The following is a 19627-nucleotide window of genomic DNA, read 5'->3' as shown; positions in this document are numbered from 1 at the left end:
GGCCCGCCCTCCTAAGGATCGAGCCTCGCCCCGCAACCCCTAATTGCCTCTATTTGGCCCGGTGGAACAGCCAGCTGAGATTGGCGCCGCCCGCGGGGCTGGCGCCGGTGACGACAAGCTGTTGGCTGGACAGCGGACGGCCCCGCGGATCGATCCACAAGCTATCTTCCACCGTGAGCTCGCCGCCCTTGCAGCGGAATTGCCAGAGATGCCCCGACGCGGTGCGCAGGATCGCGGCGAAGCCGTCGGCGGTGGGCGTCACCTCGACCTGTGGATGGAGATGGAAGCGCGCCGTGAACGGCGTCGGCATCTTGTGTTTACGCCTGTCGGCGGGAAGCAGCATGTCCTCGCCGCGAATGTCGCGGCCGTCGGGCGACATCGCGACGACGCGGCGATGGAGATAGCCGAGGCGGCGGACATAGCCGTCGTGGCTCGCCTCGATCCGGCTGGCGCTGTCGGTCTCGTGCCGCGCGAGCTCGACCTCGACCACGCCGCGGCCGAGCGTGCCGTCGGAATGGATCGCCGTCGAATTGCTGTTGCTCAGCACGAGCGTCGAATGCGCGGCGGTGGTGCGCAGCCCTTCGGTGAGCGCCGCCGGCACCTGCGCATGCGTCGCACGCGCCCCGCCGCAATTGACGACGATGCGATCCACGCCATCGGAGAATTCGAACGCCAAAGTCGAGGCACAGCCGCCCTCGACCAGCCGCGCCAGAGGCGGCGGCGCGGCATCCATGATCAGGACGCTCTGCCCCGCAGCGAGCCGCTGATAGCCCCATTCGCGCGCCTGCTTAAGCGGGCGGGTGCGCACGCCGGTCGCCTCGATCACCTGCTCGATGATCTCGCCCGCGATTGGACCCGAGCCCTGCCAGCTCGAAAGGCCCTTGTCGCCATGACACAGTCCGAGCAGCGCAGTGACCATGCGCGCTCGCGCGGCATCGATGAAGTCCGGCGTCTGGAGCCGGCGCGAGGCATAGGCCTCACCGAGGATGGTCAGGAGCTGGATCGATTCGAGTTGCGCGGCGGGCGAGCGCGTGACGCTGCCGCCATCCTCGAACACCGAATGATCGAGCGCGCGCTTGAGGCCGTTCTCGCCGAACGCGCGGCGTGGATCCCCGCCCGGCATCGACAGGCCTGCCACCAGCACACCGGACCAGGCGGCGATGCGCGCCACGCCGGGCTGGACGCGATCCGCGCCGCGATCGAGGTGGCGCGCGCCGCGCGCGAGCGCATGGAGCACGCTCGATCGATAGATGAGATTGCTGGACGAAAGAATCAGCGGCGCATGCGCCGTCCAGAACAGGATGCGGCGGCCCCATTGATCGGCGCGCCAGGCCGGATCGGAGACTTTCTCACCATGCGCCTCCAGCCAGCGTCGCATGATCTCCTCGGCGATCGGCGCACCTTGCGCGCGGGTCGTGACACTGGACAGATCGCGGAGCCAGGCGAAGCTCTGGAGATATTCGGCAAAAGGCGTCGACCAGCCGGGTTTGCTGAAATCGAGCTGCTCGATCGCACGCTCCTCGCCGCGGAAGCGGACCACGCCTTCGAGCAGACCGTTGCCTCGATGGACATCGCCGAAAAAGGGATCGTCGGGCACTGCGATGAGCTTGAGCGGATAGCGTCCGCGCAGCCGCATCGCGTGGAGCGGCGTGCCCCAGGTGAGGCGCTGGAAACGTTCGGAGATGCGCTCGGCAAGGCTCAGGCCGCGATCGCCGCCGGTGCGGATGAGCCGTTTGCCTTCCTCGACTCCGTCGGCGCCGGACCCGGGCAATGAATCGTTCATCCGCCCCTTAACGCCGCGATATTGCCGGCGTAACGATCAGGACCGCCCGTAAAGGTGGCGGTGCCCGCGACCAGCGCATCGGCGCCCGCGGCGATCACGCGCGGCGCGGTATCGCGATCGACTCCGCCATCGACTTCGAGATCAATCGCGCGGCCCGACGCAGTGATCCGGCGGCGCAGCTCGGTGATCTTGGGCAATTGGCTCTCGATGAACTTCTGTCCGCCGAAGCCGGGGTTGACGCTCATCACGAGGATCAGGTCGATCATGTCCATGACATGGTCGACAACATCGACGGGCGTCGCCGGGTTCAGCACCACGCCGGCGCGCTTGCCCAGCGCCTTGATCGTCTGGAGCGTACGATGGAGGTGCGGGCCCGATTCCGGATGCACCGAGATCGTATCGGCACCGGCGTCGGCGAAAGCCGCGAGCATCGGATCGACCGGCGCGATCATCAGATGGACGTCGAACGGCTTGGCGGTGTGCGGACGCAGCGCCTTGATCACGCCCGGACCGATGGTGATGTTGGGCACGAAATGGCCATCCATGACGTCGACATGGATCCAGTCGGCCCCCGCCGCGTCGATCGCGCGGATTTCCTCGCCCAGACGGGCGAAGTCGGCGGAAAGGATCGAGGGGGCGATGCGGACAGCGGGCATGCCGCTTGCTCTAGCATGGCATGAGTCGCGCGCAACCGGGGTTCATGCCGATGCCGGTGTCACGATCGCCGCAGCCGCACGATGAAGAAGCCGTCGAGGCCGCCGGACTCGGCCAGTGCCCCGGGGAGGAGGCGGAGGCTACCGTCCTCGCGCGGCGTGACGCCTTCGGGGAGTTCGTTGGGAGATATCGGCGCAATCGCGAATTCGGGATGCCCGGCGAGGAAACGGGCGAGCTGGGCCTCGCCTTCCTGCGGCTCGAGCGAGCAGGTCGAGAAGACCAGAATGCCGCCGGGCTTCACCCACGCCGCGGCACGGTCAAGCAGGCGCGACTGGAGCGCCGCCATCTCGGCGATCAGCGAAGGGCGAACGCGGTGGAGCACGTCGGGATGGCGGCGGAAGATGCCCGTGGCGCTGCACGGCGCATCGAGGAGGACGGCGTCGGCGGGTTCGCGTGGCTGCCATTCGAGGAGATCGGCCGCGATCACCGTCGCGGCGAGGCCGGTGCGTTCGAGATTTTCGTGAAGTCGCGCGAGACGACTTTCCGACACGTCGACGGCAGTCACGGCCCAACCCGCGGCGGCGAGCTGGAGCGTCTTGCCGCCGGGCGCCGCGCAGAGATCGAGCGCCGTGCCGCTGCCCTTGCCGATCAGCCGCGCCGGGATCGAGGCGGCGAGATCCTGTACCCACCAATCGCCTTCGGCATAGCCTTCGATACCCGTGACCAGGGCCTTCTCGTCGAGGCGAAGATGGCCGGGAAGCAGGCTCTTGCCCGGCAGATCGGGGGCGTGCGCCGGATCGCGCAGTGTCAGGTCTAGCGGCGGCGGGACGGCGACGGCACGCTCGGCATCCTCGATCATCTGGTCGCCCCAGGCGGCGTGCCAGCGCAGCGCCACCGGATCGGGAAGCGTCGGCGGTTCGGGCAAAGCCGCGCCCTGCCGGACTAACGTGCCGAACACGCCGTGGACGAGCTTTCGCGGGCCGCCGTCGACAAGCGGCAGCACGGTCGAAATCGCGGCATGGCCGGGTGTGCCGAGCGCGAGCGCCTGCACCAAGGCTATACGGAGCGCAAAGCGCGCCTTGGCGTCGTCGGGCAAGTCGCGCTGGGTGGCCGAATCGATCAGCGCATCGAGATCAGGAAGCCGGCGCAGCGCTTCGGCGGCGATGGCATGGGCGAGCCCGCGATCGTTGGGAGCGAGGCCGGAAGCGGCCGAATCGAGCGCCTGTTCGAGCGCGAGGCCGCGGCGGAGCACGGCGTCGAGCAATTTCAGCGCAGCGCGCCGCGCGGGAACGCCGGGGCCGTCGGGCTCTTGACCGCGCGTGCGGCGGGGACGATTGGGGGCTTTACTCATTGGAGCCAGTGCCATGGGCCAGCGCCCGAGCCATGTGAAGCCCCCGCAGCATCTCTCGAAGAGCCCGCCGGTACCCAAGCCCGCGCCCGCCGCGCCGCCGACGGACCCGCTCGACCCGACACGCTACGGCGATTGGGAGCGCAAGGGCGTCGCCGTCGACTTCTAGTCGGCGAGCGCGGCGAGCAGCTTCTGGACCGTGTTCCAGTTACGGCCGGTATTGCCCCGCGAGAGCTTGGCCTTCTGCATCGCCGGGATCAGGTTCGAGCGCCCCTGGCCGTCGGGGAAATCGGTGAACAATTCGCGGCCGATCGGCTCCATCCTCTCGGGCCCGTCATAGCTTTCGGCCAAGCGCTTGATCGCGGCCTTGTCTACGGACTCGCGGTGGAAGCTGACGACGAGGAAGCTGGGCCGTTCGCGCGCCGCTTCGGGGAAGGGATTGGCTTCGACCAGCCGGGCGAGCTCGGCGCTGTTGCGGACGAATATCTCGGATTTTAGGCCGGTGGCCTTCTCCAGCGCTGCATGGAGATCGCGCTCGAGCGCCTCGGGCTTCGCATCACCCGCCTCGAACACGACATTGCCCGAGGCGAGAATCGTCTTGACCCCGGTGAAACCCATTCCCTCGACCACCGCCTTCAATTCGGCCGACTTGAGTTGTCGCTTGCCGAGATTGACCCCGCGCAGCATCGCCGCCCACTTCATTGGACTTCCTCGCGCAGCGGGCGGCTGAGCAGCGCTTCGATGACATCGCGTACCGCAACACCTTCCAGCAGGGCGTTCACGGCCTCGGTCACCGGCATGTCGACCCGTGCCTCCGCGGCGGCCTCGCGGAGCACGGGGGCAGTGAACGCGCCCTCGGCGACAGTTTTGCGATCGGCCAACAGCGCGGCGGCGCTCTTGCCCTGGCCGAGCCCCACCCCGAGCGAGAAGTTGCGCGAATTGGTCGAGGAACAGGTGAGGACGAGATCGCCGAGCCCCGACAGGCCCGTCAGCGTCTCGGCCTGGCCACCGCGAGCGAGGCCGAAGCGCGTCATCTCGGCGAAACCGCGCGCGATCAGTGCGGCGCGGGCATTGAGGCCGAGACCCGCGCCCTCGACCACCCCACAGGCGATCGCGAGGACGTTCTTGACCGCGCCTCCAATTTCCGCGCCGATGATATCGGCCGAGCCGTAGGTGCGAAAAGCGGGGCCGGCGAGACGTTCGGCGAGGCGCGCGCGCAAGCCTTCGTCCTCGCAGGCGAGCGTCACGGCGGTGGGTTTTCCGGCGGCGACCTCGTGCGCGAAGGTGGGCCCGGAGAGGACGGCGATCGGCGCGTCGGGCGCGGCCTGATGCGCGACTTCGCCGACGAGGAGGCGAGTCCCCGCCTCGATGCCCTTGGCGCAGAGTACGAGGGGGGTGGTGCCGATCGGGGCGGCGGCGAGCACCGCGCGGACATGCTGGGCAGGGGCAACGACGAGGAGTGCGTCGTGGCCAGCGAGATCGGCGAGATCGCCGGTGGCGCGAATGGTTTCGGAAAGCGGGACGCCGGCGAGGAAGTGACGGTTCTCGTGGGCAGTGTTGACGCTCTCGACCACTTCGGGCTCGCGCGCCCAGAGCGTGACGGGCAGGCCATCGCGGGCCGCGACCTGCGCCAATGCGGTGCCCCATGCGCCGCCGCCGATGACCCCCATTCTCATGGCCGAATCCTCATGCCTTCACTCCTGCGCCGCGCACTTTCTCCGCCCCCGGATCGAGCGGCCAACGGGGGCGGGCCGGGAAGTCGAGCGGGTCGGTGAGGCCGAGCGCAAATCGCTCGGCGCCGGCCCAGGCGATCATCGCGGCATTGTCGGTACACAGCCATAGAGGCGGCGCGACGAAGCGCTTGCCGTGCCCGCCAGCGAGGGCCTCGAGCGCCCCGCGGACGCTCGCATTCGCGGCGACTCCGCCAGCGACCACAAGCGCCGTGGCATCGACCGATTGCAGTGCCCGTCGGGTGCGATCGAGCAGGCAATCGACCACCGCCTGCTGGAACGACGCGGCCAGGTCCTCGGCACTGTACTGGCCGACGACGCGGGCGACGGCGCTCTTGAGTCCGGCGAAGGAAAAATGCGGCTCGGCCGAGCCGACCAGCGGGCGCGGAAGCGGCACGGCGCGGGGATCACCGTGCGCCGCCGCTTTCTCCACCGCTGGACCGCCGGGAAAGCCGAGGCCGAGCAGCTTGGCGGTCTTGTCGAATGCCTCGCCCGCGGCGTCGTCGATCGTGGTGGCGAGCCGGCGATAGGCGCCGACACCCTCGACCAGCAGCAACTGGCAATGCCCGCCCGAGACGAGCAGCAGGAGATAGGGGAAAGCCAGGTCGGGATCCGCCAGGCGCGGCGACAGGCCATGACCCTCGAGATGGTTGACCGCGACGAGCGGCTTGCCGCTCGCCAGCGCCAGCGCCTTGCCCGTGACGAGCCCGACCATCACGCCGCCGATCAGCCCCGGCCCCGCGGTGGCGGCCACGGCATCGATATCGCCGAGTGTGACGCCGGCCTCGGCTAGCGCGGCCTCGACCAGCGGACCGATCACCTCGACATGCGCGCGCGCGGCGATCTCGGGGACGACGCCGCCATAGGGCCGATGCGCCGCTTCCTGTCCCGCGAGCTTGTGGGCGAGGATCCGGCGATCGCTCGTCACCAGGGCGGCGGCGGTCTCGTCGCAGCTCGATTCAATTCCAAGGATCAGCGCCATTGCATCCAATTAGTCCACGGGGGCATTAGCACAAGCCATGCCCAAGTTCCGCCTCGGCACCCGCGGCTCGCCGCTCGCCCTCACCCAGGCCAATATGGTGCGTGACGCGCTGATCGCCGCGCACGCAATCGCGCCCGACGCCATCGAGATCGTCACGATCCGCACCACCGGCGACAAGGTGCAGGACCGCGCGCTCGCCGAGATCGGCGGCAAGGCATTGTGGACCAAGGAGCTCGATCGGGCATTGCTGGACGGCGAGATCGATTGCGCGGTGCATTCGATGAAGGATGTCGAGACGTTCCGGCCCGCGGCGATCGCGATCGCGGCGATGCTGCCGCGCGCGGACGTGCAGGACCGTTTGGTCGGCGCCGCATCGATCGAGGCGCTTCGGCGAGGTGCCGTGCTGGGGACGAGTTCGCCGCGGCGCGCCGCGCAGATGCGCAGATTGCGGCCCGACCTCGAGATCGTGCTGTTCCGCGGCAATGTCGACACCCGGCTGGCCAAGCTCGCCGCGGGCGAAGCCGATGCGACCTTGCTCGCCGCTGCCGGGCTCGACCGGCTGGGACGCCATGACGTCGGAAACCCGATTCCGATCAACGTGATGTTGCCTGCGCCGGCGCAGGGAGCCGTCGGCATCGAGTGCCGCGGCGACGATTCGCATGCCCGGGCGATGCTCGCGAAGATCGACGATCCGCAGACCCATGCCTGCGTGACGGCGGAGCGTGCGTTGCTGGCGGCGCTCAAGGCGGACTGCCACTCGCCGGTGGCGGCGCTGGCGACGATCGAAGGCGCGATCATGACGCTCAGGGCCGAATTGCTGTCCGAGGACGGCAGCGTCCACGTCTACGCCCAGGAGGCAGGCGCACCGTCCGATCCGGCATTGCCGATCGCAGTCGCGCGCGACCTGCTGATAAACGCGCCCGACGAGATTCGTCGGCTGTTCGGCGGGTGAGCCGCCGAATCTCCGTTCTGCGGCCCGAACCGGGCAACCGCGTCACAGCGGCGGCGATCGAGGCGCGTGGGCACGGCGCGATCCGGATGCCGCTGTTCGCAGTGCGCGCGCTTGCATGGGACGCGCCCGACGCGGACGCGTTCGACGCACTGATCCTGACCAGCGCCAACGCCGTCCGTCACGCCGGGCCGGGCCTGACGGCGCTGCTTGGGTTGCCGGTATACGCAGTGGGCGCGGCGACAGCGGAGGCGGCGCGGCGAGCCGGTTTCGATGTCGTCTGCGTTGGGACAAAGGGCGCCGAGGCACTCCTCGCAACGGCCGAGGCGGCGGGAATTCACCACGCGCTGCACCTCGCAGGACGCGAACGGACGCTGGAGTCGGGCGGAATCGTGGCGCGGGTCATCCCGGTCTATGCCAGCGAACCCGACGCACCGCAGGACGCGGCGCGCCTCGCCGGCAGCATCGCATTGGTCCAATCCGCGCGTGCGGCAGCACGGCTCGGCTATGTCGTCGATGCCGCGGGAATCGATCGCGGCGGTATCGCGTTGGTGGCGGTCAGCGCCCGTGCGGCAGAAGCGGCAGGCCAGGGCTGGGAGCATGTCGTGGTGGCCGACGATCCGCGCGGCGAAGCATTGATCGAGGCCGCAATCGCGCTCGCCGATTGACCGCGCGGGCGGCGCAGCGAATAAGGGGGCATGAGCGACGAGCCCCTCGCCCCGGAGCCGGCCCGCGGCCCCGAGACACGGACCCACTATCTTATTGGCGGTCTTGCCTTTGTCGGCGGCATCGCCGTGACGGCGGCCGCCTTCCAGCTTGGCGGAGGTGGAGGCACACCCCGCCCGGTGCCGAGCCTCGTGCCGGTCGAGACCGTCCAGACCGAGCCGAATCGGCCCGCCGCTTTGCCCGCGGGCACCGATGTGGCGACGCTGGGCGCACGCGAGCAGGAGCTTGCCGGCAAGCTCGACCAGCTCGAGCTGCGGCTCCGTGATATCAGTGGCAGCGCGCGCAACGCTTCCTCTTATGCCAGTCGCGCGGAGCAACTGCTGATCGCCGCGGGCGTGCGCCGCGCGATCGAACGCGGCCAGCCACTGGGCGCGCTCGACGGCCAATTGCGGCTGCGCTTCGGCGAGAGCCATGGCGAGGCAGTGAGCATGATCCTGCGCGCCTCGGCCGATCCAGTGACGCTCGGCGATTTGCGCCTCGCGCTCGAGACGATCGCTCCGCGGCTCGCGAGTGGGGCCGACGATAGCATGTGGATGCGCGTACGGCGGCTGCTGAGCGATCTCGTCGTGCTCCGCGAGGCCGATTCGCCGAGCCCGCGCACATCGGATCGGATGCGGCGCGCCCGCCTCGCTCTCGATCATGGCGATGTCGAAACCGCACTCGCCGAAGTGGTGCATATGCCCGGCATCGCGAGCGCCGAAAGCTGGGTAGCTGCGGCGAGGCGCTATATCGCGGCGCGACAGGGATTGCTCGAGATCGAACGGGCCGCGCTCGAAGCGCCGCCCGCCACGCCGCCGGCCGCGGCACCCCCCGCGCGCCCGGCGAGCAGCTGAAGGAAGACCAATGGCAGAGATGGGCCGGTTCGACTGGCAGGATCCGTTCGCGCTCGACGCGCAGCTGACCGACGAGGAGCGGATGGTGCAGGCCGCCGCGCGCGATTACGCGCAGGGCGAATTGCTGCCGCGGGTGACCAGCGCCTTCCTCGACGAGCGATTCGATCGCGAGATCATGGCCGAGATGGGCGCGCTGGGGCTGCTCGGCCCGACGATCCCCGAAAGCTATGGCGGTGCCGGCCTCGGCTATGTCGCCTATGGGCTGGTCGCGCGCGAAGTCGAGCGCGTCGATTCGGGATATCGCTCGGCGATGAGCGTACAGTCGAGCCTCGTGATGCACCCGATCTACGCGTACGGCACCGAAGACCAGAAGCGGAAATATCTTCCCAGGCTGGCGACCGGCGAATCGATCGGCTGCTTCGGGCTCACCGAGCCCGATGCGGGATCGGACCCCGGCGGCATGCGCAGCCGGGCGGAGAAGATCGACGGCGGCTATCGCCTGACCGGCACCAAGATGTGGATCACCAACTCGCCGATCGCCGACGTCATGGTCGTGTGGGCGAAATCCGACGCACATGGCGGCGGAATCAAGGGCTTCGTGCTCGAGCGCGGCATGGCCGGGCTCTCGACCCCCAAGATCGAAGGCAAGCTTTCGCTGCGCGCGTCGGTGACCGGCGAGATCGTGATGGACGGCGTCGAAGTGAGCGAGGACGCGCTGCTCCCCGAGGTACAGGGGCTGAAAGGCCCGTTCGGCTGCCTCAACCGCGCGCGCTACGGGATTGCGTGGGGAACGATGGGCGCCGCCGAGGCGTGCATGCACGCCGCCCGGCAATACACGCTCGATCGCGCCCAGTTCGGCAAGCCGCTGGCATCGAACCAGCTGGTGCAACTCAAGCTCGCCAACATGCAGACCGAGATCGCGCTGGGGCTGCAGGCGGCTTTGCGTTGCGGCCGAATGTTCGACGAAGGCACGCTGAGCCCCGAGGCTATCAGCATCATCAAGCGCAACAATTGCGGCAAGGCGCTCGATATCGCCCGAGTCGCGCGCGACATGCACGGCGGCAACGGCATCTCGGCCGAATTCCACGTGATGCGCCACGCAATCAACCTCGAGACGGTGAACACCTATGAGGGCACCCACGACGTGCACGGCCTGATCCTCGGCCGCGCGATCACCGGCATCGCGGCGTTCTGATGGACTTCCAGCCGACGCTGACCGGCAAACTTGCGCTGCTGCGGCCGACCGTGCCCGAAGACTGGGAGGGAATGTTCGCGGTCGCGTCGGATCCCCTGATCTGGGAGCAGCACCCGTTTCACAATCGCTGGCAGGAACCGGTCTTCCGCGCCTATTTCGAGGATGCACTGGCGAGCGGGGGCGGCCTTACGATCCTGGACAAGGCGAGCGGAGCGATCATCGGCGCGAGCCGCTACGATTTTCCCGACGCGGTGCGCGATGAGGTGGAGATCGGCTGGACCTTTCTGGCGCGAACCTATTGGGGCGGAGTGTGGAACCGCGAGATCAAGCGGCTGATGCTCGACCATATCCATCGCTTCGTGAGCGGCGCGGTGTTCGTGGTGGGCGAGAATAATTTGCGATCCCGCCGGGCGATGGAGAAGATCGGCGGCGTGCTGCAAGAAGGCCGGGTCGAGCGCGGCAACGGTCATGTGCTCCCCGGTCATTGCTATTACGTCATCCGCCGCGGCGGGTTTCGCGGGTGAAACCGCTCGCGGGGCTCCGGGTCGTCGAGCTGGCACGGATTCTCGCGGGCCCATGGTGCGGCCAGTTGCTCGCCGATCTCGGCGCCGAAGTGATCAAGGTCGAGCGGCCGGGCGCCGGCGACGACACAAGGCATTGGGGGCCACCCTTCCTGTATGGGCCGGACGGCGCGAATCTCGACGCCGCCTATTTTCACGCCTGCAATCGCGGCAAGGAGAGCCGTGGGATCGACATCGCCACGCCCGAGGGACAGGCCGAAGTCCGCGCGCTGATCGCCGGTGCCGATGTCGTGATCGAGAATTACAAGGTCGGCGGGCTCGCCAAATACGGGCTGGACCCCGCCAGCCTGCTTGGCGCGGATCCGCGGCTGATCGTCTGTTCGATTACCGGCTTCGGGCAGGACGGTCCCTATGCCCATCGCGCCGGCTATGACTTCATCATCCAGGGCATGGGCGGGGCGATGTCGCTGACCGGCGAACCCGACGGCACGCCGCAGAAAGCCGGCGTAGCCTATGCCGACCTCTTCACCGGGGTCTATTCGGCGGTTGCGATCCTGGCGGCGCTCAGACGCCGCGACGCGACCGGCGAGGGCGCGCATATCGACATGGCGCTGCTCGACACGCAGGTGGGGGTGCTCGCCAACCAGGCGCTCAATTGGATGGCGAATCCGGCCAGGGTCCCGCACCGGATGGGCAACGGCCACGCCAATCTGGTCCCGTACCAGGCCTTCGAGACCAAGGACGGCGCGCTGATCGTCGCGGTGGGCAATGATTCGCAGTTCCGGAAGCTGTGCGACGTGGTGGGGCTCGATCTCGCCGACGATCCCCGATTCGCGACCAACCCGGCGCGAGTGACTCATCGGGCGGTGCTGATTCCGCTTGTCACGGCGGCCATTCAGCGCTGGGCCAAGGCCGACCTCTACGAGGCGCTCGAGGCGGCGGGGGTGCCGGCGGGGCCGATCAATACAGTCGACGAAGTGTTCGCCGACTCACAGGTGATTGCGCGGGGCATGCGGATCGAACGCGAGGGGCTCCCCGGGCTGGCGAGCCCGATCGTGATCGATGGCGAGCGGATGGTTTCGGATCGGGCCAGCCCGAAGCGTCCCTAGGCCAGCCGGCGAGTCAGCTCCTGCGCCGCCGCCGGAGCGCGAACCTTGCCGCCATGGATGAAGAAGAGGAAGGTCTCGCGCGGCACGGCCGGCGCGGCCTCCGTAGTGACATAGGGCAGCCCCTCGGGACGCCCCCCGCTGGCCCAGGTCCGGGCCGCTTCGGTCCAGCGCGGGAAATCGGCCTCGGGGTAACAGAGCGGATTATCGTCCTCGCCAGCCTCGAGCCGGGCATAGACGAAGTCGCCGGTGATGTCGGCGATCGCGGGATATTGCGGCGAATCGGCATAGACGATCGCGACGCCGGCCTCACGGCACATCGCGACGAACTCGGGAACCTGGAAGCTCTCGTGCCGCACCTGAACCGCGTGGCGGAGCTTCACGCCGGCCTCCTCGCGCGGGAGCAAGGCGAGGAAGGCACGGAAATCCTCGGGCTCGAACTTCTTGGTCGCCATGAACTGCCAGAAGATCGGGCCGAGCTTGTCGCCGAGCTCGACGAGTCCCTGCGACACGAAGCGCCGGATCGATTCGCCGCCCTCGGCGAGGACTTTCCGATTGGTGCAAAAGCGCGACGCCTTGACCGTGAAGACGAAGCCGTCGGGCGCGGTCTTCGCCCAGCCTTCGAAGGTCGCGGGCTTGAAGGTGGAATAATAAGTGCCGTTGATCTCGATCGCGCCCAGCGCGCGGCTGGCGAACTCGAGCTCCTTTTTCTGGCTCAAGCCCTCCGGATAGAAGGTCCCGCGCCACGGCTCGAAGGTCCAGCCGCCGATGCCGATTCTGATGGGTGCCTGGGCCATGGCCCGCTTTTAGCCGAGAAAGCGCGCGCAGTCAGTCCGGAAGCTGCGCTCGAATTCAGGGGAGCCGCTTCCATGTCTGCGACTTGCAGATCACGCCGAACAGCACGCAACCCTTGCCGACCATCGTGTCCGAATCGGCGAAGGTGATCGTTCCGGAGAAGGTCTTGCGGATATCCGGCACGAAGACCTTACCGCGCCACTTGCCCGTGCCGGCGGGCTCGAGATTGCGGAACAGGCGGGTGCCGACCAGATTTTCGGTGCCGCCCTTGCGCGCATCGGCCTGGGCCTTGGCGCTCGCCCAGGTGACGGTGCCGCAGAGTTGGCCGTCGCATTTGTCGATGCGGACATGGACGCTGTTGGACGGATTGCGCCATTCGGTCGCCAGCGGCGGGGCCGGCGCCTCATCGGCGAATGCGGGAGTGGCGGCGGGCAAAGCGACGAGCGCGAGTGCCAGCGATTTGGAAACGATGGACTTCATCGCAGACCCTTTCGAACACCGACGATGGCTCTCCGGTGAACGGCACCGAATCTGGAAATCGTAGATGTGCCGCACAAGGCGCGGATTTGGAAATGGAACCTTGGGAGGCGGCGCCGCGGCAAAGCCGCGTCGTCGGTCGTCGCTTTGCGACGCCGGCCGAGCTTCTCGCTTGATCGTGATTTAGCGCCGCTAAAATCACGGCGAGAAGCTGGAGCGGGCGAAGGGATTCGAACCCTCGACCCCGACCTTGGCAAGGTCGTGCTCTACCCCTGAGCTACGCCCGCTCTGGCGTCTGGCCCCGTTGCGACATGTCGCTGGGGGCGGGTGAGGCGCGGCCACTAGCAGCGGCTTTCGGGCAGCGCAAGCCCCTACAGGCGATTCGGGAAAAGGCTTGGCGCACGAGGCGCGAACGCCCACATAGCGGGCAAACCGAGACCGCTTTGCCAGGAGCAACCAATTGGCCACGCTAGGACTGTCCCCCGCCGAGAAGGAAGCCGTCGAAGCCTTCCGCCGCGACGTCGTCGAGCCGTCGATGACCAGCCTCGTCGTCATCGATTTCTGGGCGGAATGGTGCGGGCCGTGCAAGGCACTCACGCCGATCCTCGAAAAGGTGACTGCAGATTACGCCGCCAAGGGCGTCACGCTCGCCAAGGTCGATGTCGACAAGAACCAGTTCATCGCCGCGCAATTCCAGGTGCGTTCGATCCCGACCGTCTATGCGATGTTCCAGGGCCAGCTCGTCGCCGACTTGTCGACTGCGCGCACCGAAAGCCAGTTGCGGACGATGCTGGACCAGATCCTGCGGCAATTGCCCGTCGAAAGCGAAGAGGCGTCAGCCGAAGCCGAGCTGGAGCCGCTCATCGCGATGGGCGAGCAGGTATTGGCCGAAGGCGATGGCGAGCGCGCGCTCTCGGTCTTCGAGCAGATCGCGGAGATGGCACCCGAGCATCCGCAGATCGCCGCCGGGCGCGCCCGCGCACTGCTCGAGCTCGGGCGTGCCGACGAAGCCGAGGCAGTGCTCGCGGCGCTTCCCGAAGAGGCAGCGAAGGGGCCCGAGATCGAACAGGCACGCGCCGCGCTGGCGCTCGCCCGCGAAGCGACTCCGGTCGAGGACCTGTCGGGGCTCGCCGCCAAAGCCGCGACCGGCGATATGGGCGCGCGTTACGAGCTCGCCGGCGGACAGATGGCTGCGGGCGACCGCGACGCCGCCGCACAGACGCTGCTCGCAATGATTGCGGACGATCGCGAATGGAACGAGCGTGCCGCCCGCGCGCGCCTGCTCAAACTGTTCGAGGCAGTGGGGCTCGAGGACCCCTGGGTTTCGGCGCAACGCCGCAAGCTCTCGGCGATCCTGTTCGGATGACGGTGACGCGGCTCTCGGTGTTTCCGCTCGCGGGCGCGCTGCTCTTTCCGCGGATGCACCTGCCGCTCCACATCTTCGAACCGCGCTATCGTGCGATGATCTCCGACGCACTGGCCCGCGACCGGCGGATCGGCATGATCCAGCCGCGCGACGCGAGCGAGCCGCCGGCGCTGTTCGAAATGGGTTGCGTCGGCCGAATCGCCGAGGTCGAGGCGCTGCCGGACGGACGATACGATATCGTGCTCGAGGGATTGGCGCGATTCACGATCGTACGCGAGCTCGACGTCACGACGCCGTTCCGCCAGGTCGAGGCCGAACTGGAAGAGGCTGGCGCCGAGGAAGTGCTCGCAATGGCCGAACGTGCCTCGCTCGAGATGGAATCGCGGCGATTCGCCGACGGGCTCGGCTATGCAGTCGATTGGGAAGCAGTGACGCGGCTCGACGACGAATCCTTGGTCAACGGTATCGCTCAGATCGCGCCGTTCGACGTCGCCTCGAAACAGGCCTTGCTGGAAGCAGATGGGCTTTCGGCCCGATCGGAGCTGATCGTCCAGCTGATGCAATTCTTCGGCCGCCACGGCGAGGAAGGCGGAGCGACGCTTCAGTGAGGTCGGGGCAATGATCGATCCATGGCTGCTCGAAAAGCTGGTCTGCCCCGCGACGCGCACCCCGCTGCGCCATGACGAAGCGCGAGAGGAACTGGTGTCCGACGCGGCGGGCCTCGCCTATCCGATCCGCGATGGCGTGCCGATATTGCTGATCGAGGAAGCCCGGCGCCTTCGCTAGCGGCTGCGCCGATAAATGCCGGTGAAACTGACGTTCGCGCCGCCACAGGCATTGTTGTCGTATGCGAGCAGATAGGGGCCGAGCAGCCGCAATTGCACGCGGCAGCGATATTCTTCGTCCGGCGCGTCGTCGAAGGGGGCAGCCATGTTTCCGTTCTCGCCGCTCTCGTCGACCGAGAAGGCAATGCGGTCTCCGGCGCTTCGGGTATCGACGGCAAATTCGCCGACATGGACCGAGCCGATCGCGACTCGCTGGGGATCATGCCCGCCCCAGGTCGCCGAGCCCTCGACGTGCAACGTCCCGCCAATCCGGCCTGGCATGACCTTGATTTCGGATTCCCATGCCTGCCACACGCCTTGCCAGCGCGTCCCGGCAGCGATCCGGGTCAGACGGGCGCTGTCGAGCCAGCCGCTGCGGGTCTTGCCCGCCGGGTTGACGAAGGTGACCGAGGTGAACCCACCGCGGGTGTCGCGCGCCACCAGCACGTCGCCCGCGACGACATAGGCCCTGCTGGGCTTCGGCTTCGCCCCCTCGACATCGTCGAAGAAAGCGAGCTTCGCTCCCGGCTTCACCTGGACGAGCCAAGCATCCGCAAGCGGATCGGCGGGCTGCGCCACCGGCGCCGCCAGCAGCATCGCCGCCAGCATCATATCGTCAGCCCCTGCAACAGCTTGGGCACATCACCGCTTTCGCCGCGCGCTTCGGCCATGAACCAGTCCTTGAGCGGCGGCAGCTTGTCGACTGCCGATAGGCCGAAGCGGCGCACCGCCGCGGCGGTCTTGCCGGGGATGCCGAACAGGCGGGTCAGCCCATCGGTGGCGGCGGCGACCATGAAGGTGTCGAGCCCTCGCCAGCGCTGGTAACGCGCGAGGAGCTGCGGGTCGCCGAGGTCCATGCCGAGCCTTTTGCCGTCGACGAGCACTTCGACCAGAGTCGCGACGTCGCGAAAGCCGACATTGACGCCCTGACCCGCGATCGGATGGATGCCGTGCGCGGCGTCGCCGACCAGAGCGAGGCGGTTCGAAGTGATCCACGCTGCGTGATGAAAGCCGAGCGGGTGGCTGAACCGCCCCGAAAGCGGCCCGAGTTTGCCTAGGAAACCGCCCATCTTCTTTTCGGCCTCGGCGAGATAGGCGCGGTCGGAGATCTTGTTCATTCCCGCCGCGTCGCGCGCATTGACGGTCCAGACCACCGCGGAGCGATGGCCGTTGGCGTCGTCGAGCAAAGGCAGGATCGCGAACGGTCCCTCGGGGTAGAAGATCTCGAAGGCGATGTTCTCGTGAGAATGCTCATGCCCGAGCGTCGCGACCATCGCGGCGTGGTCATAGCTCCACCGCGCTGTCTTGAGCCCGGCGGCATCGCGGGTCGGCGAATTGCGGCCTTCCGCCGCGACGAGCAGCGGCGCGCGGACGACGGCACCCGAATCGAGCGTTGCAGTGACGCCGAACTCGCCGCGCTCGACCGAGACCGCGCGGGTCTGCATCCGCAGATCTACGCCCGGTGCCGCCTGCGCAGCCTCGAACAATGCCGTCCGCAAGATGCGGTTCTCGAACATATGGCCGAGCGCGCCGCCGTCCGGATCGGGCGCGAAATCGAGCTTGCCTGGGGCGAGACCATCGCTGACCCGGATGCCCTCGATCGGGCACCCCTTGCCCGCCAGCCGCGGCGCGACGCCGATCGCTTCGAACATCCGCATCGGCGCGCTGGCAATCGCCGAGGCGCGGCCGTCGAAGCCCGCCGCGAGGATCGTCGCGGGATCGGCGGGATCGACGACGATCGAGCTCAGGCCATGCGCATCGAGCGCCGTTGCCAGCGCACTGCCAACCAGTCCGCCGCCGAGGATGAGAACGTCCGCGCTGTCCATGGCCCTGCCCTAAGAGGTTTTGGGTAGCGGTGCCAGCCCGCGGGACGGGTACAAAACAGGTCCATACTTGACGTCAGACTCCGTGTAGGCGATGAATCCCCCGCACCCCCTGACATTTGCGGAGACTGGGCCATGGCGTCCCGGGCACAACCGTCGCTGTTGCGCGACACCATGAAGGCCGGCGTGCGCCGCAGCAGCGCGCTGATCGTCGGAACCCTGTTGTTCCTCGCGACGGTGGGCGTCGTGCTGGCGCTGCTCACCTATAATTCGCAGGACCCGTCGCTGAACACGGCGTCGGGGGGGCCCGCCCGCAACCTGCTGGGCCTGCCCGGTGCCTGGATCGCCGATCTGCTGCTCGCCACACTCGGGCTCCCGGTGGCGCTGATCGCGCCGGCCGGGCTGATCATCACCAACCGGCTGTGGCTCGATCGACCGCTGGGCAACTGGAAGAAGATGCTCCGTGGCGTCGTGATCGGCGTGGTGCTGATGGCGACGGCGCTCACCTTCTTTTCGAGCGATTCGGTGCTGTGGCTGGTCGGTGGCTGGGGCGGCGTGGTCGGGCTGTCGGTCGCCGGGCTGTTCAACTGGATGACCAGCTTCATCGGCGATCCGGTACTGGTCTTCTGGATCGGGCGCGGGCTGGGGCTCATCTTCGGGCTCGCCGGGCTGTGGATCTGGTGGCGCAGCCTCGACTTCACGCTGCCCGAACGTGCCGGGATCGGCATGCCACGGCTGTTCGGCCCGCCGAAGACGCCGCTGCTACGCGGACCGGACCCTCAGGAGTTCCGCGAGACTGCCCGCGAAACGCGCGAAGCCCGCGAGCCCCGGAAACTGGTGGTGCCCGACAATCGTCCCGGCCCGGTCATCGCCGAGCCCAGCATCGGGCCGTCGCCGGCCAGGCCCAAGCCGCCGGTGCAGAGCAGCCTCGACTTCAAGGATACCTATAAGCTGCCGCCGCTCGACCTGCTCAAGCCGGCGCCGCCGAACCAGAATGCCGGGATCGACAAGCTCGCGCTCGAACGCAACGCGCGGTTGCTCGAGAGCGTGCTCGACGATTTCCATGTGAAGGGCCAGATCGTCGAAGTGAAGCCGGGCCCGGTGGTGACGATGTACGAGCTCGAGCCGGCATCGGGTATCAAGGCCAGTCGCGTGATCCAGCTCGCCGACGATATCGCGCGCAACATGAGCGCGATCTCCGCGCGCGTCGCCACGATCCCCGGCCGCAGCGTGATCGGCATCGAGCTGCCCAATGTGAAGCGCGAATCGGTCAATCTGCACGAACTGATCGGCAGCGAGGCATTCGAGGCGCAGGGTGCGACTTTGCCTTTGGTGCTGGGCAAGAACATCGCCGGCGATCCGGTGATCGGCGACCTCGCCCCGATGCCGCATCTGCTCGTCGCCGGCACCACCGGCTCGGGCAAGTCGGTCGGCCTCAACGCGATGATCCTGTCTTTGCTCTACCGGCTGACACCGGACCAGTGCCGGATGATCATGATCGATCCCAAGATGCTCGAACTGAGCATCTACAAGGACATCCCGCATCTGCTCGCCGACGTGGTGACCGATCCGCCCAAGGCGGTGCGCGCGCTCAAATGGGCTGTCGAGCAGATGGAGGATCGCTATCGGATGATGGCCTCGGTCAATGTCCGCAGCCTCGCCAGCTTCAATGACAAGGTGCGCCAGGCCAAGGCCAAGGGACAAAAGCTCGGCCGGAAAGTCCAGGTCGGCTATGATCCGGACACCGGCCGACCGATCTACGAGGAAGAGACGCTCGACCTCCAGGCATTGCCGCAGATCGTCGTCATCGTGGACGAACTCGCCGATCTGATGATGACCGCGGGCAAGGAAGTCGAGTTCCTGATCCAGCGGCTCGCGCAAAAGGCGCGCGCGGCAGGCATCCACTTGATCATGGCGACGCAGCGCCCCTCGGTCGACGTCATCACGGGCGTGATCAAGGCCAATCTGCCGACCCGCATCTCCTTCCACGTCACGTCGAAGATCGATTCGCGTACCATCCTCGGCGAGCAGGGCGCCGAGCAGCTGCTGGGCAAGGGCGACATGCTCTACATGCCCGGCGGCAAGCAGATCGTCCGCGTCCACGGCCCCTTCGTCAGCGACGAGGAAGTCCAGGCAGTCGCCGATTTCTGGCGTGCGCAGGGCGCTCCCGATTACATCACCGCGGTAACCGAGGAGCCCGAGGATGGCGGATTCGCATTGGAAGGCAGCCCCGATGGCGATGACAGTCCCGAGGACCAGCTCTATCGCCGCGCCACCCAACTCGTCGCCGAAAGCCAGAAGGCTTCGACGTCATGGCTTCAGCGCCAGTTGCGCGTCGGCTACAACTCGGCCGCACGGCTGGTCGAGCGGATGGAGAAGGACGGACTCGTCTCGCGCCCGGATCATGTCGGCCGCCGCGAAGTGCTGATGGATACCGACGGGCGTCCGCTTTGAGGATCGTTTCGGGAGCATGAGGGTTCAGGGGGCATTCAAGCCGAGTTCTTTACCCGCCCTT

General features: G+C 67.9%; 21 protein-coding genes and 1 tRNA gene. 11 read left to right on the top strand and 11 right to left on the bottom strand.

Going from position 1 to position 19627, the window contains the following annotated elements; genetic code table 11:
- Positions 1 to 49: 49 nt before the first annotated feature.
- From BR78_RS0115380 to BR78_RS0115370, 3 genes are read right to left on the bottom strand one after another with little or no spacing between them, the layout of a single operon-like run.
- The gene (locus tag BR78_RS0115380) at positions 50 to 1783 is read right to left on the bottom strand and encodes a heparinase II/III family protein (protein ID WP_029936973.1); all 1734 of its coding nucleotides are present in this window, start codon (positions 1781 to 1783) and stop codon (positions 50 to 52) included.
- Positions 1780 to 2439 (bottom strand): ribulose-phosphate 3-epimerase, encoded by a 660-nt coding sequence (rpe, locus tag BR78_RS0115375; protein WP_029936972.1) that lies wholly within the window; start codon positions 2437 to 2439, stop codon positions 1780 to 1782. The genes BR78_RS0115380 and rpe overlap by 4 nt, the downstream gene beginning before the upstream one ends.
- Before the next feature lie 59 nt (positions 2440 to 2498).
- Positions 2499 to 3788 carry an RsmB/NOP family class I SAM-dependent RNA methyltransferase gene (locus BR78_RS0115370; RefSeq protein WP_029936971.1) on the bottom strand — a complete coding sequence of 430 codons (1290 nt, stop codon included), beginning with the start codon at positions 3786 to 3788 and terminating at the stop codon, positions 2499 to 2501.
- A gap of 13 nt (positions 3789 to 3801) precedes the next feature.
- Between BR78_RS0115370 and BR78_RS21405 the strand changes: the two genes are divergently transcribed.
- Positions 3802 to 3954 (top strand): DUF1674 domain-containing protein, encoded by a 153-nt coding sequence (locus BR78_RS21405; protein WP_081855802.1) that lies wholly within the window; start codon positions 3802 to 3804, stop codon positions 3952 to 3954.
- On the opposite strand, the gene BR78_RS0115360 is transcribed toward BR78_RS21405, so the two are convergent.
- The 3 genes from BR78_RS0115360 to tsaD are packed head-to-tail and all read right to left on the bottom strand — an operon-like array spanning position 3951 to position 6497.
- Entirely contained in the window at positions 3951 to 4487 is a 537-nt protein-coding gene (locus BR78_RS0115360; RefSeq protein ID WP_037566765.1) for a DUF1697 domain-containing protein, read from the bottom strand. The two genes, BR78_RS21405 and BR78_RS0115360, sit on opposite strands and share 4 nt — an antisense overlap.
- Positions 4484 to 5461 (bottom strand): NAD(P)H-dependent glycerol-3-phosphate dehydrogenase, encoded by a 978-nt coding sequence (locus tag BR78_RS0115355; protein WP_029936970.1) that lies wholly within the window; start codon positions 5459 to 5461, stop codon positions 4484 to 4486. The genes BR78_RS0115360 and BR78_RS0115355 overlap by 4 nt, the downstream gene beginning before the upstream one ends.
- A 10-nt stretch (positions 5462 to 5471) precedes the next feature.
- Positions 5472 to 6497: a tRNA (adenosine(37)-N6)-threonylcarbamoyltransferase complex transferase subunit TsaD gene (tsaD, locus tag BR78_RS0115350; RefSeq protein WP_029936969.1), complete on the bottom strand. Its 1026-nt coding sequence runs from the start codon at positions 6495 to 6497 to the stop codon at positions 5472 to 5474.
- Between the two features lie 37 nt (positions 6498 to 6534).
- On the opposite strand from tsaD, the gene hemC reads away from it, so the two are divergent.
- The 6 genes from hemC to BR78_RS0115320 are packed head-to-tail and all read left to right on the top strand — an operon-like array spanning position 6535 to position 11830.
- A complete protein-coding gene (gene hemC / locus BR78_RS0115345) occupies positions 6535 to 7449 on the top strand; it encodes a hydroxymethylbilane synthase (protein WP_029936968.1) in 915 nt (304 codons plus the stop codon).
- Positions 7446 to 8114 carry a uroporphyrinogen-III synthase gene (locus BR78_RS0115340; protein ID WP_029936967.1) on the top strand — a complete coding sequence of 223 codons (669 nt, stop codon included), beginning with the start codon at positions 7446 to 7448 and terminating at the stop codon, positions 8112 to 8114. Before hemC ends, BR78_RS0115340 begins: the two co-directional genes overlap by 4 nt.
- A gap of 30 nt (positions 8115 to 8144) precedes the next feature.
- A complete protein-coding gene (locus BR78_RS0115335; protein WP_037566760.1) occupies positions 8145 to 9005 on the top strand; it encodes a hypothetical protein in 861 nt (286 codons plus the stop codon).
- Between the two features lie 10 nt (positions 9006 to 9015).
- Positions 9016 to 10200, top strand: a complete 1185-nt coding sequence (locus BR78_RS0115330; RefSeq protein ID WP_029936965.1) for an acyl-CoA dehydrogenase — start codon at positions 9016 to 9018, stop codon at positions 10198 to 10200.
- Positions 10200 to 10724, top strand: a complete 525-nt coding sequence (locus BR78_RS0115325; protein ID WP_037566757.1) for a GNAT family N-acetyltransferase — start codon at positions 10200 to 10202, stop codon at positions 10722 to 10724. Before BR78_RS0115330 ends, BR78_RS0115325 begins: the two co-directional genes overlap by 1 nt.
- Positions 10721 to 11830, top strand: coding sequence for a CaiB/BaiF CoA transferase family protein (locus BR78_RS0115320; RefSeq protein WP_029936963.1), 1110 nt, complete (start codon positions 10721 to 10723; stop codon positions 11828 to 11830). Before BR78_RS0115325 ends, BR78_RS0115320 begins: the two co-directional genes overlap by 4 nt.
- Here BR78_RS0115320 and BR78_RS0115315 read toward each other — a convergent pair.
- The 3 genes from BR78_RS0115315 to BR78_RS0115305 all read right to left on the bottom strand — a co-directional run bounded on the left by BR78_RS0115315 (position 11827) and on the right by BR78_RS0115305 (position 13386).
- Entirely contained in the window at positions 11827 to 12624 is a 798-nt protein-coding gene (locus BR78_RS0115315) for a DUF72 domain-containing protein (RefSeq protein WP_029936962.1), read from the bottom strand. The two genes, BR78_RS0115320 and BR78_RS0115315, sit on opposite strands and share 4 nt — an antisense overlap.
- A 55-nt stretch (positions 12625 to 12679) precedes the next feature.
- Positions 12680 to 13102 (bottom strand): DUF2147 domain-containing protein, encoded by a 423-nt coding sequence (locus tag BR78_RS0115310; RefSeq protein ID WP_029936961.1) that lies wholly within the window; start codon positions 13100 to 13102, stop codon positions 12680 to 12682.
- A gap of 209 nt (positions 13103 to 13311) precedes the next feature.
- Positions 13312 to 13386 (bottom strand) — tRNA-Gly (locus BR78_RS0115305).
- Positions 13387 to 13574: 188 nt separating this feature from the next.
- Here BR78_RS0115305 and BR78_RS0115300 point away from each other — a divergent pair.
- Genes BR78_RS0115300 through BR78_RS21400 form a run of 3 tightly spaced genes read left to right on the top strand, consistent with a single transcriptional unit; the run spans position 13575 to position 15251 of the window.
- A complete protein-coding gene (locus BR78_RS0115300; RefSeq protein WP_029936960.1) occupies positions 13575 to 14465 on the top strand; it encodes a tetratricopeptide repeat protein in 891 nt (296 codons plus the stop codon).
- On the top strand, positions 14462 to 15073 hold the full coding sequence (locus BR78_RS0115295; protein ID WP_029936959.1) for an LON peptidase substrate-binding domain-containing protein: 612 nt from the start codon (positions 14462 to 14464) through the stop codon (positions 15071 to 15073). The genes BR78_RS0115300 and BR78_RS0115295 overlap by 4 nt, the downstream gene beginning before the upstream one ends.
- Positions 15074 to 15083: 10 nt before the next feature.
- Positions 15084 to 15251: a Trm112 family protein gene (locus tag BR78_RS21400; RefSeq protein WP_081855801.1), complete on the top strand. Its 168-nt coding sequence runs from the start codon at positions 15084 to 15086 to the stop codon at positions 15249 to 15251.
- Here the strand turns inward: BR78_RS21400 and BR78_RS21030 are convergent.
- Both BR78_RS21030 and BR78_RS0115280 read right to left on the bottom strand, forming a co-directional pair.
- On the bottom strand, positions 15248 to 15901 hold the full coding sequence (locus BR78_RS21030; RefSeq protein WP_051683353.1) for a hypothetical protein: 654 nt from the start codon (positions 15899 to 15901) through the stop codon (positions 15248 to 15250). The two genes, BR78_RS21400 and BR78_RS21030, sit on opposite strands and share 4 nt — an antisense overlap.
- Positions 15898 to 17115 carry a UbiH/UbiF/VisC/COQ6 family ubiquinone biosynthesis hydroxylase gene (locus tag BR78_RS0115280; RefSeq protein ID WP_029936957.1) on the bottom strand — a complete coding sequence of 406 codons (1218 nt, stop codon included), beginning with the start codon at positions 17113 to 17115 and terminating at the stop codon, positions 15898 to 15900. Before BR78_RS0115280 ends, BR78_RS21030 begins: the two co-directional genes overlap by 4 nt.
- A 132-nt stretch (positions 17116 to 17247) precedes the next feature.
- On the opposite strand from BR78_RS0115280, the gene BR78_RS0115275 reads away from it, so the two are divergent.
- Entirely contained in the window at positions 17248 to 19566 is a 2319-nt protein-coding gene (locus BR78_RS0115275; protein WP_029936956.1) for an FtsK/SpoIIIE family DNA translocase, read from the top strand.
- The last annotated feature ends 61 nt before the right edge of the window (positions 19567 to 19627 follow it).

This window comes from Sphingomonas sp. UNC305MFCol5.2, assembly GCF_000712135.1.
Classification (GTDB): domain Bacteria; phylum Pseudomonadota; class Alphaproteobacteria; order Sphingomonadales; family Sphingomonadaceae; genus Sphingomonas.
Note: the sequence above shows the minus strand (reverse complement) of the source record. Positions and strands in the feature narration are given on the sequence as shown.